The organism is Mycobacterium sp. SM1 (assembly GCF_018361265.1).
Taxonomy (GTDB): domain Bacteria; phylum Actinomycetota; class Actinomycetes; order Mycobacteriales; family Mycobacteriaceae; genus Mycobacterium.
The window spans coordinates 990939-1003270 of the sequence record NZ_JAFLNH010000001.1 but is presented as its reverse complement, the minus strand read 5'-3'; the positions used below and the strand labels follow the sequence as shown (position 1 = coordinate 1003270).

Below are 12332 nucleotides of genomic sequence, written 5' to 3'. Positions count from 1 at the left end.
GACCGCAAGCCGGCCACCATCGCGAGTGCGGCGGATTCGACTATCCACTGTAGTAGCTAGGGTCTTAGCGACCGTAGCCGAGGGCGTAAGACCAGCGCAACCGCCCTGGGAGAGGCCCTCGACTTGTCGCTGGCCCGCTGGCCTATTGCACGAAATTGCTCTCTTGTCAACCCCCACTTTCCCCTAATTGTTTCCAGGCGGTGCCCCTGACCTGCACCGTTGTTGCCCGCGGGTCGGGGCCACGTGTTAGCATGAAGTAACGAAAGGGGCTCGAATCAGATGATTTTCAAGGTCGGAGACACCGTCGTCTATCCACACCACGGTGCCGCGTTGATCGAGGCGATTGAAACCCGAACCATCAAAGGGGAGCAAAAAGAATACCTCGTCTTGAAGGTGGCGCAGGGAGACCTCACGGTTCGAGTGCCCGCCGAGAACGCCGAGTACGTCGGTGTTCGCGACGTGGTCGGGCAGGAGGGCCTCGACAAGGTGTTCCAGGTGCTGCGCGCTCCGCACACCGAGGAGCCCACCAACTGGTCGCGTCGCTACAAGGCCAACCTGGAGAAGCTTGCCTCCGGTGACGTCAACAAGGTGGCAGAGGTGGTGCGTGACCTGTGGCGGCGGGAACAGGAGCGCGGCCTGTCCGCCGGTGAGAAGCGCATGCTGGCTAAGGCCCGGCAGATCCTGGTGGGCGAGTTGGCGCTGGCCGAAAGCACCGACGACGCCAAGGCAGAGACCATTCTCGACGAGGTTCTGGCCGCGGCGTCCTGAAGCCCTGGGGCTGGAGTGGTCGGGGGAGCCCCCGCGGTTGTCGCGGTGGTGCCGGCCGCGGGCACGGGTCAGCGGCTCGCCGCCGCAGTGCCGAAAGCGTTCCTTTCGCTGGACGGGCAAACCCTGCTCGAACGGGCGGTTGCCGGCCTGCTGGCGGCGGGGGTGGGCCGGGTCGTCGCGGCGGTGCCGGCCGACCGCATCGGTCAGGCCGAGTCGATTCTCGGGCAGCACGCCACCGTCGTGGCCGGCGGGGACAGCCGCCGCAAATCTGTGAGCCTGGCGTTGGCGGCACTGACAGAGTTCTCCGGAGCGGCACTCCCGGAATTCGTGCTGGTCCACGACGCCGCACGGGCGCTGACGCCACCCGGGTTGATCGCACGCGTGGTTGCCGCGTTGCGGGCAGGCCATCCGGCGGTGGTGCCCGCGCTGCCGGTTAGTGACACCATCAAGGCCGTGGACGCCTCCGGGGTGGTGCTGGACACGCCCGAGCGGGCGGGCTTGCGTGCGGTGCAAACGCCCCAGGGATTCACCACCGAGCTGCTATTGCGGGCCTACCACAGTGCTGGTGGGGCCGATTTCACCGACGACGCGACTTTGGTCGAGCGGGTGGGCGGCGAAGTTCACGTCGTCGCGGGAGACCCGCTGGCATTCAAGATCACGACCAAACTGGATTTGTTGCTCGCCCGGGCGATCTTAAGCCAGTGAACCCGTTACCCCGCGTCGGTTTGGGCATCGATGTGCATCCGATCGAGCCGGGACGGCCATGCCGGCTGTTGGGCCTGCTGTTTCCCGACGGCCACGGCTGTGCCGGGCACTCCGACGGTGACGTCGCCGCGCACGCGTTGTGCGACGCGGTGTTGTCGGCCGCCGGGCTGGGTGATATCGGCGAGGTGTTCGGCGTCGATGACCCGCGCTGGACCGGTGTCAGCGGCGCCGAGATGCTGCGCCATGTCACCGAGTTGATTGCCCGGCACGGCTATCGCGTCGGCAACGCGGTAGTGCAGGTGATCGGCAATCGCCCGAAAATCGCTCCGCGCCGGGCCGAGGCGCAGGATGTGCTCTCGGACCTGCTGGGCGCGCCGGTCTCGGTGTCGGCTACCACCACCGACGGGCTGGGGCTGACCGGGCGTGGCGAAGGCCTGGCCGCAATCGCGACGGCCTTAGTAATCCGCGAGTAATCCGCGCTGAACCGGGTGACCCGGGTTAGTAATCCGCACAGCGCCGGGGCAATCTGAGTTAGCCGGTAAGCTGGCAGGTCGTGACCAATCGGGCCGGCCTGCGGCTACACGATACGGCGACCGGCACCGTGCGTGATTTCATTCCGCTGCGGGCCGGGCACGTCTCGATCTACCTGTGCGGCGCCACCGTGCAGGGCCTGCCGCATATCGGTCACGTGCGTAGCGCGGTGGCCTTCGACATTTTGCGCCGCTGGCTGATGGCGCGCGGCAACGACGTCGCGTTCATCCGCAACGTGACCGATATCGACGACAAGATCCTCAGCAAAGCCGCCGCGGCGGGACGCCCATGGTGGGAATGGGCGGCCACCTACGAGCGCGAGTTCACCGCCGCCTATGACGCGCTGGGCGTGTTGCCGCCGTCGGCCGAGCCGCGGGCCACCGGTCACATCACGCAAATGGTCGAGCTGATCGAACGGTTGATCCGCACCGGGCACGCCTACACCGGCAACGGTGACGTGTACTTCGACGTGCTGAGCTATCCCGAGTATGGTCGGCTGTCCGGCCATCGGATCGATGACGTCCACCAGGGGGAGGGAGTGGCGAGCGGCAAGCGCGACCAGCGTGACTTCACCCTGTGGAAGGCCGCCAAGCCCGGGGAGCCGTCGTGGCCCACGCCGTGGGGCCGCGGACGTCCTGGCTGGCATTTGGAATGCTCGGCGATGGCCCGCGCCTACCTCGGCCCGGAGTTCGATATCCATTGCGGTGGAATGGATTTAGTGTTCCCCCACCATGAAAACGAAATCGCGCAAAGCCGGGCGGCCGGCGACGGGTTCGCCCGCTACTGGCTGCATAACGGCTGGGTCACCATGGGTGGGGAGAAGATGAGCAAGTCGCTGGGAAACGTGCTTGCCATACCAGCGGTCTTGCGGCGCGTGCGGCCCGCCGAACTGCGCTATTACCTGGGCAGCGCTCATTACCGTTCGATGCTGGAATTCTCCGAGACGGCGCTGCAGGACGCGGTCAAGGCCTACGCGGGCATCGAGGATTTCTTGCACCGGGTGCGCAGCCGCGTCGGCGCCGTCGCTCCGGGTCGGTGGACCCCGCGTTTCGCCGCAGCGCTCGACGACGACCTGGCGGTGCCGGCGGCGCTGGCCGAGGTACATCACGCTCGCGCCGAGGGCAACCGGGCACTTGACGCCGGCGACCACGAGGGCGCCCTGGAGATCGCCGGAACTATCCGGGCGATGATGGCCATCCTGGGGTGCGACCCGCTCGACGAGCGGTGGGAGTCCCACGGCGAGGCGACGGCCGCGCTGGCCGCCCTGGAGGTGCTGGTGCAGGCCGAGCTGCAGCGACGAGAAAAGGCTCGTGCGCAACGTGATTGGGCGCTGGCCGATGAAATCCGCGACCGCCTCAAAAAGGCCGGCATCGAGGTCACCGACACCGCCGACGGGCCGCAGTGGTCGCTGGGCACCAGAGGCGATGGCCGGTAACTCGCGACGGCGGGGGGCGGTGCGCAAACCCGGCACCAAGAAGGGTCCGACCGTCGGCTCGGGTGGACAGCGCCGGCGCGCCCTGAAGGGCCGCGGCCCCACACCGCCGGCGCAGCTGCGCCCGTACCACCCCGCGGCGCGGCGCGCCGGCCAACAACAGCAGCCGCGCCGCCCGGTCAAACGCGGGGAGGACACCGAGACGGTGCTGGGGCGCAATCCGGTGCTGGAATGCCTGCGCGCCGGGGTCCCTGCTACCGCGTTATACGTTGCCCTGGGCACCGAATCCGACGAACGCCTCTCCGAATCCGTCAAGCGGGCAGCAGATTTACGTCTCGCTATCCTCGAGGTGCCGCGCACCGACTTGGACCGGATCGCCGGCAATGGGCGCCATCAGGGCATCGCGCTCCAGGTGCTGCCGTACCGCTATGCCCATCCGGACGATCTGCTCGCCGCCGCCATCGACTCGCCGCCGGCGCTGCTGGTCGCATTGGACAACATCTCCGATCCGCGCAACCTCGGGGCGATCGTGCGGTCGGTGGCGGCGTTCGCCGGCCATGGCGTGCTGATTCCGCAGCGACGCTCGGCGTCGGTGACGGCAGTGGCGTGGCGCAGCAGCGCCGGCGCGGCCGCCCGGGTTCCGGTGGCGCGGGCCACCAACCTCACGCGAACGCTGAAGGACTGGGCGGATCGCGGGCTGCGGGTGGTCGGGCTGGACGCGGCAGGCGAGACACCCCTGGATGACCTCGACGGCACCGATCCGCTGGTGGTCGTCGTCGGCTCGGAAGGCAAGGGGCTATCACGGCTGGTCCGCCAAAACTGCGACGCCGTGGTCTCGATCCCGATGTCCGGACCCGCCGAATCGCTGAACGCTGCGGTGGCCGCGGGGGTGGTGCTCGCCGAAATCGCCCGTCAGCGTAGGCGTTGAGGTGCGGGTGCGCCTTCGAGCTTTGCGGTTCGCGGTGGTGGTCGTCGCATGGCTCCCGGAGGTATTGGGGCTACCGGGGCCACCGGCGGGGGCGGCGCCGGCGGTATTCGATCTGGTGGCCCACCAGGGTGGTCAAGGCGAGGCGACCGGGGAGTCGTTGAGAGCCTTCGCCAAGTCACTCGAACTTGGGGTGAGCACACTGGAATTCGACGTCGTGATCACCAGAGACGGCCAGCCTCTGGTGTGGCACGATCAGAGGATCTTGCCGCAAAAGTGCGCCGACACCGCGCCCGTGCTCGCCGGTGACCCGCAATATCCCTACGTGGGGAAGCTCGTGCGCAATCTCACCGTCGCGCAGCTGCGCACCCTTGACTGCGGCAAGCCGGCCGGCGAATTTCCCCGCGCTGAAGTGGTGTGGGGCACCAAGATAGCGACGTTGCCGGAAGTCTTTGCGCTCGCCGACTCGTATCGGGCGAAGGTGCGCTACGACATCGAAGCCAAGGTGGACGCCGAGCACCCAGCTGCATCGGCAGACCCCCGGGAATTCGTCGACACGATCATTGCCGCGGCCAGGTCCGCAGGCAAAGCCGATTGCGTTGAAATCGAAAGCTTCGACTGGCGAGTGCTGCCGATGGTGCATCAGGTGCAGCCGTCGATTCCCGTGGCAGCCCTGTGGAATGAGACGACGTGGGCACCGGATTCGCCGTGGCTGGGCGGGATCGATCCGGCTGTCGTCGGTGATCCGATTCTCGGGGCAATGATGGTCGGCGCGAATATTCTCTCGCCCGGGTACTCGGTGCCATACGGTCAGACGACCCGGGATCCGGGCTTCACCCTGGTAGCCGACAAGCCATTTGTTGATAGGGCACATGCCTTGGGCCTCAAAGTGATTCCATGGACGATCAACGACGCGGATACCATGCGCGCGCAGATCGCCGCGGGTGCGGACGGCATTATCACCGACTATCCCGCGTTGCTGCGCAGCCTGATGGCCCGTGACGGGATGCCGTTGCCGCAGGCGTATCACCCAAAGTAGCGGGGGGCTTTAGATGCCCAGGACCCGCACACTGGCCCACAGTGCCAGCACCGCCGCCGCCAGGGCCGCGGGCACAGTGCACAGGCCGAGCCGGGTGTACTCGCCAACGCCGCTTCGCACGTTATGCCGGCGCAGCACGCGGCGCCACAGCAGGTTGGACAGCGAGCCGGTATAGGTCAGGTTGGGGCCGATGTTCACCCCGATCAGTACCGCCAGGATCGCCGCGGGGCCGCTTCCCGCCACCAGCGGCAGCAACACCAGCGTTGCCGGCAGGTTGTTGACGATGTTGGCGAGCACGGCGGCCATCGCCGCGATACCGAGCAACGCGGGCAACCCGGAGCCGGTGGGCAGTATCGCGCCCATGCCGGTGCCCAGCCCGTTGCGCGTGGCCGCCCGCACGACAACCCCCAGCGCCAGCACGAACACCAGAAACGGCAGGTTCACCGCGTGCACGATCGCCACGACCGAGGTGCGCCGATGGCCGAGGCTGCGGACGGCCAAGATCGCGGCGCCCCCGAGCGCCGCCCATACGGGAGCGACGCCAATTGCCTCGGCGCCCGCGAGGCCGGCCAGTGTCAGCGCCACCACCACCACAACGAATACCGGCGGTCGCGGCGCGGGCCCGGTCCGCCGCTGCGCGGGTGCCACGCGCAGGTCCCGGGCGAAAAACCAGCGGAAGACCACGTAGACGGTTGTGACGGCGGCCAGCCAGGGCAGCGTCATCACCAGCGTGAACTTCGTGAACGGCAGCTGCGTTCGGTGAAAGGCCAGCAGGTTGGTCAGATTCGACACCGGCAGCAGCAGCGAGGCGGCGTTGGCCAAGTGTGCGCTGGCATAGGCGTGCGGGCGCACCGGTGCCCGCAGCCGGCGGACAGTGACCAGTATCACCGGGGTCAGCAGGACCACGGTGGCGTCCAAGCTGAGCACAGCGGTAATGGTGGCCGCGATGACGAACACCCGACGCAACAGCTGACCCGATCCGGCGCGCGCCCGTGCCATCGCCGCGCCGGCCGCCTCGAACAGGCCTTCTTCGTCGCACATTTTGGCCAGCACCAGCACCGCTCCTAGAAAGGCGATTACCCGCAGCAGCCGGGCCGCCTCGGCGGCCGCCTCGGGCAGGGGGACCGCGCCGATGAGGATCAGGACCAGCGCCGCGGGCACCGCCGCGCAGGCCTCCGGCCAGCCCCGGGGGCGTGCGACCGCGAATGCCAGGACGACACCAAGAAGCAACAGCGCAACGGTCAGTGTCAATGCTCAGCCCCAGGGATCCTCGGCGCGCCGTATCGGCAGCCGCGGCGCGGTAGTGTCCGAAGCGGCCAGCTCTCCCGGGATGCGCATGGACGCGCCCCGCTTATCGGGTGCGTTCGGTAAGACGCGCGCCTGCCACCATCTCGCCGGCAGCGTGGGGCAGAATCGGGCAATCGAGCCCCGATGCTGCTGTCTAACCTGATGTGGCTGCCTAAGAAGATTCCGTCTGCCGTCGCGCGTACCAACTGACCACCCGCCCGATGATGATCAGCACCAGCACGAAGAGGATCAACAGCAAGGCGGCATCGTAGGACAGGTCGAGGGCTGACTTCCACGGCATGTTGTAGAAGGTCCAGATCGGGTAGGTCAGATAGCCCACCGGCGAGCCGGTGAGCTTCCCGGTGGGCGCGGAGTCCGACCAGCCCGCCGTGTACAGCAGCGGTGCCGTCTCACCGATCGCGATCGCGACCGCCACCAGCATGCCGGTGACGATTCCGGGCATTGCCGACTTCAGCACGATTCTGCGCAGCGTCCAGCCGACCGGCAGCCCGAGTGCCTCCGCCCCTTCCCGATACGAGGTCGGCACCTGACCCAGCGATGCCTCGGTGGCCTTGGCGATATACGGAATGATCATCACCGACAGCGTCAGCACCCCGGCCGCCAGGGAAAACCCCCAGCCGAAATACACCACCAGAGCCAAATAGCCGACGTAGCCGAGCACAATGGACGGGATGCCGGAGAGCACCTCGTAGGCGCCGCGCAGCACCGACCGCGTGCGGCCGGTGGCGAATTCGGACAAATAGATGCCGGTCAGCACGCTCACGGTGCCGCCCACCAGCATGACCCCCAGACCCAGGACCGCGGTGCCGACGATGGCGTTGCGCAGACCGCCCCCATTGCCCTGGGTGTTTTCGATCAGGACGCTCCAGTGAAACACCGGCACAGCACGGGCCACGACGCCGATGAGCATCCACAAGGTCGGGCCGACCACCACCACCAGACAGCCGAAGCATGCGGCCCAGAACAGCGTGTTGACGATCTTGCGCCGGGTAGCGATCGACCGGCGCCGGGCGGCCAGCGTCGGCGGTCGCAGCACCCCGAGGGATAGTAGCGCCCCGGTTTCGCTCATTGTTAGATTCCTCGTCCCACGGGCAGGGCGGTGCCCGACGCCCGGCGCACCAGCGCGCGGGCGGCGACGTTGGTCAGCAGGGTGATCACCATGAGCACCAGGCTGACTTCGGCGAGGGTTTTCACCGCGAAGTTGGTGGAGTCGGTCAGCGCGGAGTCCAGTTGGGAGACCACGGTGGCGGCGATGGTGGTCATGGTGGCATAGATGTTGGTGGGCAGGGTGCCCAGCACCGCGCCGGAGACCATGGCCACCGCCATGGTCTCCCCCAGGGCCCGCCCGAGCCCGAGCACCACCGCGCCGATGATGCCGCTGGACACCCAGGGCAGGGTGACCCGCCGGGCGCACTCCCACTCGGACATGCCCAGCGCGATGGCGCCCTCGCGGGGCAGCAGCGGCACCTGGCGGATCAGGTCCCGGCTGGTGCTGGCGATGATGGGAATGACCATCACCGCTAGCACCAGACCCGAGACCAGCAGGCCCTCCCCGTTTCCGGTGTCGCCGCGAAAGTAGTTCAGCACCGGCACGTCGGGGGTGTGGCGCGCGATCAGCGGGGCGATGTGGTGGGCGATCACCGGCCCGAAGGTCATCGCCCCCCACAGCCCGACGATCACGCTGGGGATGCCGGCCAGCAGCTCCAGGGTCATGCCCACCGCGCCGGCCAGCCGTTTGGGGAGGCGCTCCACGATCACCAGCGCCGCCCCGATCGACACCGGCACCGCGATGATCAAGGCGATCGCCGAGGTCGCCAGGGTGCCCACGATCAGCGGCAGCGCCCCGTAGTAGGCGCCCACCGGGTGGGCCACCCCGTGGGTGACTTCGGTGTTGCCGTAGGTGTTGCCCGGATCCCAGGCGGTGGCGGTGAAAAAATGCAGCCCGTTGACCCGGATCGCCGGCAGCGCCTCGATGAGCAGCGTCGCCAGCACAAACACCAGCGCCAAAAGCGGGACCACCGCGCCTAGCCCACCGGCCCACCGCAGCAGCACCCCACCGCGGCGCACCCCACGAGCCCGGCCCGCCAGCGCAGCCGCGTCGGCCACCGCATCGGCGGTTAGGTGATGGGCCATCGCACGCGCCCCCTTTAGCCGGTGATCTTGGCGATCTGGGCGTCAGACAGCTTCACCACCGGGGCCGGCAGCGGCTGAAAATGCACCCGGTCCAAAAACGCGGGGCTGTTCCCGTCGGTCAACGCCCAGTGCAGAAACGCCTGCAGCGTCTGGGCGGTGGCGGCATCTTTTTGCTTGCTGTTGACGATGGCGTACTCGTAGTTGACGATCGGGTACCCGTCGGGGGCGGGCCCGTTGATCAGCGAGATTGCCTCGTTCTCCGGGGTTTGCGAGACAAAGCCGGCGGCCTCGGCCTGAATGCTTTTGGCGTCGGGAAGCAGATACTTCCCGGAGGCGTTGCCCAACTGGGCCTCACCTAGCCCCTTCTGGTTGGTCTGGTCCAGGAAGCTGATGCCGATGTAGGCCACACAGCCGGGGGTGTTGGCGCAGCCGGTCACCATGCCGCCGTTGCCGTCTTCGCCCAGCGCGCTCGGGATCGCGGGGAAGGCGACGGTGGTGCCGAAACCCGGTGACTTCCCCCAGCCGTCGGGATCCTGCTTGGACAGGTACTGGGTGAAGATGAAGGTGTCACCGGAGCCGTCGGAGCGGTGCAGCGGAATCACCGGAGTGGCCGGCAGGTTCACCCCCGGGTTAAGCGCGGTGATCTGCGGGTCGTTCCAGGCTTTGATGCTGCCCTCATACATGGCGGCCAGCACCTTGCCGTTGAGCTTGAGGTGCTCGGTGACGCCGGGCAGGTTGTAGTTGATCTGCTGGGCCGAAATGGTCAACGGGATGTTCATCAGCCCCTTGTGCTCGGCCATGTCGCTTTCCGACAGGTAGGCATCGGAGGCGCCGATGTTGACCGCCCCGGCAAGAGCCTGGGCGATCCCGGTGCCCGAACCGGTAGTCTGCGGGGTGATCGTGACGTTCGGATACTTCTGGTGATAAGCCGGAGCCCACAGGGCGAAGAGCGGATAGAGCAGTGTGCTACCGGTTTCCGATAACGCCACCGGCGAGGTCGCCGGTGTGGTGGCGATCTTGCCGGCGGGGGCGGCCGCGGGGGCCGACGGCGGGTTGGCCGGCTTCGACCCGCAGGCCGCGGCCACAACCAGCGAAGCCGCGGCCGAGACCGCCAGCATCGCGCGCAAACGAATGTTCACCATTGCTTACCTTTCTTATCCGCCACACCTGGTGGCCTCGACACCGCCGGCACGCGGTTGGGGGTCAGCCGAAACGCCCGGAGACATAGCGGATGGTCTCCTCCCGCTTGGGTGAGAGAAACACCTGCTCGGTGGGCCCTTCCTCGATGAGCCTGCCGTCAAAGAAAAACGCCGTGCGATCGGCGATGCGGGAGGCCTGCGCCAAGTTGTGGGTCACGATGATCACACTGAGCCGCCCGGTGAGCGACCGGATCAACTCTTCGATCTTTTCGGTCGCGGTCGGATCCAGCGACGAGGTGGGCTCATCAAGCAGCAGCACCTCGGGGTTGACCGCCAGCGCCCGGGCCAAACACAGCAGCTGCTGCTGGCCCCCGGAAAGCCGAAACGGGGAATCCCCCAACCGATCCTTGACCGCCTCCCACAACCCGACCTCGCGCAGGCGATCCTCGGCGATCAGCGCGAATTCCTTGCGCGCCGCCATCTTGTGCGCACGCACCCCGGCGACCACATTGTCAAGGATCGACATCGGAAACGGGTTGGGGCGCTGAAACAGCATCCCCACCCGCCGGCGCAGCTCCATCGGGTCGTGCTGCTCACCATAGATGCTGCGCCCACCCAGCAACACATCACCGCGGCGGCGATACCCCGAAACCTTGTCATTCATCCGGTTTAGGGTCCGCAAAAACGTCGTCTTGCCCGACCCGGTGGGCCCCAGCAACGCCGTCACCGCGTGCGCCGGAAAATCCAGGCTCACCTGATCCAGCACCGTTTTCGCGCCAAAACCCAGGGTGAGGCTCACCGCCTGCATGACCCCCGCAGCGACCCCGGCATCGGCGGCACCCGCGCGGGCGTCGAGCCGCTCAGAATCCATCAGCATCTGCTACTCCCTAATAGCCCCACGTCCTACTGATCTGCCAATGGGGGGTGGGCAACTACCCCGCCAGCCGCTCGCGGGCTAACGCTAGGGACTTCGGGTAAACACCGGGTGACCAAGACGAGACGGATACGCGAATAGCATGTGCGTTGGACGCCGGGCAAAGCGTGCCACCGCGCCTAGCTGAGCCAGGATGCCATGCGGCGCAGCGCTTCCTCGATATCGCTTGTCGGACCGGCAAAGGACAACCGGACAAATGAGCTGCCATGTGCGGTGTCGAAGTCGATGCCGGGCGCGATCGCAACGCCGGTGTCGGCCAATAACTTCGAACAGAATGCCATTGAATCTGTGGTCAAGTCCGAGACATCGGCGTACACGTAGAACGCGCCGTCGGTGGGTGCCAGCCGGTCGATGCCGAGGCCGCGCAGGCCGTCGAGCAGCAGCTCGCGGTTGAGCGCGTATTGGCGCAGGTGCCCGTCGGTCTCGGCGACGGCTTGGGGCGTGAACGCCGCGATGGCGGCGTACTGGGAGAGCACGGGCGGGCAGATGGTGAAGTTGCCGGCGAGGCAGTCCACCGCGCGGCGCAATTCCGGCGGCACCAGCAGCCAGCCCAAACGCCACCCTGTCATCGCGTAGTATTTGGAAAAACTGTTGATCACCACGGCTTTTCGCGATGCCTGCCAGGCGCAGCTGGTGTTCGGCGCGCCGTTGTAGACCAGCCCGTGGTAGATCTCGTCGCTGATCAGTCTTACCTGCGACGCCTCGCACCAAGACGCGATAGCCGCGAGGTCGGCGGGTGCAATGACGGTCCCGGTCGGATTGGCGGGGCTGGCCACCACCAGGCCCTGCACCGGCGGGTCAAGTTCGGCGAGCATTCTCACGGTGGGCTGGAATCGGGTCTGTGGCCCGCATTCGATTTCGACGACCTCGCACCCGAGCGCCGTGAGAATGTTGCGGTAACAAGGGTATCCGGGCCTGGTAACCGCGACTCGGTCCCCGGCGTCGAAACAGGCCAGAAACGTGAGCAGGAAGCCGCCCGACGAACCCGTCGTCACCACCACCTCGTCCGCGCCGACCTGTAGCCCGTATCGAACCCGGTAGGACGCGGCGATCGCTTCGCGCAGCTCGGGAATGCCTACCGCCACCGTGTAACGCAGTTGGTTGAGATGCAAAGCGGCCGCTGCGGCGGCTCGCACCGGTTCGGGGGCTCCCGCGCTGGGCTGGCCCGCGGACAGGTTCACCAGATCCCCATGGGTGCGTTGGCGTTCGGCTGCCGCCAGCCACACGTCCATGACGTAGAACGGGGGGATGCCGGCGCGCAGCGCGACGTGGTCATTCACGTGGTCAGAACCCCTCGGATGCCAGTCGTTTTCGGCTGCTCTCGTGGCGGTCCGGGCGGTTGGGCACTGGTTAGGTGCGGCATGAGCACCAGGATCGCCATCAGGCTTGCCAGCGGGATGGAAATACCCATGCCTGTC

12 protein-coding genes are annotated in these 12332 nt (G+C 67.4%); 6 read left to right on the top strand and 6 right to left on the bottom strand.

All coding sequences use genetic code 11. The features are described 5' to 3' along the window. Positions 1-279 precede the first annotated feature (279 nt). The 6 genes from carD to MSM1_RS04645 all read left to right on the top strand — a co-directional run bounded on the left by carD (position 280) and on the right by MSM1_RS04645 (position 5400). Positions 280-768: an RNA polymerase-binding transcription factor CarD gene (carD, locus tag MSM1_RS04670; protein ID WP_213440414.1), complete on the top strand. Its 489-nt coding sequence runs from the start codon at positions 280-282 to the stop codon at positions 766-768. Positions 769-783: 15 nt separating this feature from the next. Next, positions 784-1473 carry a 2-C-methyl-D-erythritol 4-phosphate cytidylyltransferase gene (gene ispD, locus MSM1_RS04665; RefSeq protein WP_213440413.1) on the top strand — a complete coding sequence of 230 codons (690 nt, stop codon included), beginning with the start codon at positions 784-786 and terminating at the stop codon, positions 1471-1473. Beyond that, positions 1470-1946: a 2-C-methyl-D-erythritol 2,4-cyclodiphosphate synthase gene (gene ispF, locus MSM1_RS04660; protein WP_213440412.1), complete on the top strand. Its 477-nt coding sequence runs from the start codon at positions 1470-1472 to the stop codon at positions 1944-1946. Before ispD ends, ispF begins: the two co-directional genes overlap by 4 nt. Before the next feature lie 80 nt (positions 1947-2026). After that, entirely contained in the window at positions 2027-3439 is a 1413-nt protein-coding gene (gene cysS, locus MSM1_RS04655) for a cysteine--tRNA ligase (RefSeq protein ID WP_213440411.1), read from the top strand. After that, on the top strand, positions 3429-4364 hold the full coding sequence (gene rlmB / locus MSM1_RS04650; protein ID WP_213440410.1) for a 23S rRNA (guanosine(2251)-2'-O)-methyltransferase RlmB: 936 nt from the start codon (positions 3429-3431) through the stop codon (positions 4362-4364). The genes cysS and rlmB overlap by 11 nt, the downstream gene beginning before the upstream one ends. A gap of 64 nt (positions 4365-4428) precedes the next feature. Then, the gene (locus tag MSM1_RS04645) at positions 4429-5400 is read left to right on the top strand and encodes a glycerophosphodiester phosphodiesterase family protein (RefSeq protein WP_236055375.1); all 972 of its coding nucleotides are present in this window, start codon (positions 4429-4431) and stop codon (positions 5398-5400) included. A gap of 9 nt (positions 5401-5409) precedes the next feature. On the opposite strand, the gene MSM1_RS04640 is transcribed toward MSM1_RS04645, so the two are convergent. The 6 genes from MSM1_RS04640 to MSM1_RS04615 form a co-directional block, all read right to left on the bottom strand. Then, complete coding sequence (locus MSM1_RS04640) at positions 5410-6651, bottom strand: SLC13 family permease (RefSeq protein ID WP_213440409.1); 1242 nt, start codon at positions 6649-6651, stop codon at positions 5410-5412. A 208-nt stretch (positions 6652-6859) separates the two neighbouring features. Continuing rightward, positions 6860-7777, bottom strand: a complete 918-nt coding sequence (gene pstA / locus MSM1_RS04635; protein WP_213440408.1) for a phosphate ABC transporter permease PstA — start codon at positions 7775-7777, stop codon at positions 6860-6862. 2 nt (positions 7778-7779) lie between these two features. Next, positions 7780-8841 (bottom strand): phosphate ABC transporter permease subunit PstC, encoded by a 1062-nt coding sequence (pstC, locus tag MSM1_RS04630; RefSeq protein ID WP_213440407.1) that lies wholly within the window; start codon positions 8839-8841, stop codon positions 7780-7782. Positions 8842-8855: 14 nt separating this feature from the next. Further along, positions 8856-9980 (bottom strand): phosphate ABC transporter substrate-binding protein PstS, encoded by a 1125-nt coding sequence (gene pstS, locus MSM1_RS04625; RefSeq protein ID WP_213441422.1) that lies wholly within the window; start codon positions 9978-9980, stop codon positions 8856-8858. A 64-nt stretch (positions 9981-10044) separates the two neighbouring features. Then, positions 10045-10851: a phosphate ABC transporter ATP-binding protein PstB gene (gene pstB, locus MSM1_RS04620; protein ID WP_213441420.1), complete on the bottom strand. Its 807-nt coding sequence runs from the start codon at positions 10849-10851 to the stop codon at positions 10045-10047. A 182-nt stretch (positions 10852-11033) separates the two neighbouring features. Beyond that, complete coding sequence (locus MSM1_RS04615; protein ID WP_213440406.1) at positions 11034-12194, bottom strand: pyridoxal phosphate-dependent aminotransferase; 1161 nt, start codon at positions 12192-12194, stop codon at positions 11034-11036. Between the last annotated feature and the right edge of the window lie 138 nt (positions 12195-12332).

Bases quoted from the DNA above. Each gene is read 5' to 3' on its own strand.
- carD (WP_213440414.1), top strand. From the start codon at position 280: ATGATTTTCAAGGTCGGAGACACCGTCGTCTATCCACACCACGGTGCC.
- rlmB (WP_213440410.1), top strand. From the start codon at position 3,429: ATGGCCGGTAACTCGCGACGGCGGGGGGCGGTGCGCAAACCCGGCACC.
- pstA (WP_213440408.1), bottom strand. From the start codon at position 7,777: ATGAGCGAAACCGGGGCGCTACTATCCCTCGGGGTGCTGCGACCGCCG.
- pstC (WP_213440407.1), bottom strand. From the start codon at position 8,841: ATGGCCCATCACCTAACCGCCGATGCGGTGGCCGACGCGGCTGCGCTG.
- pstB (WP_213441420.1), bottom strand. From the start codon at position 10,851: ATGGATTCTGAGCGGCTCGACGCCCGCGCGGGTGCCGCCGATGCCGGG.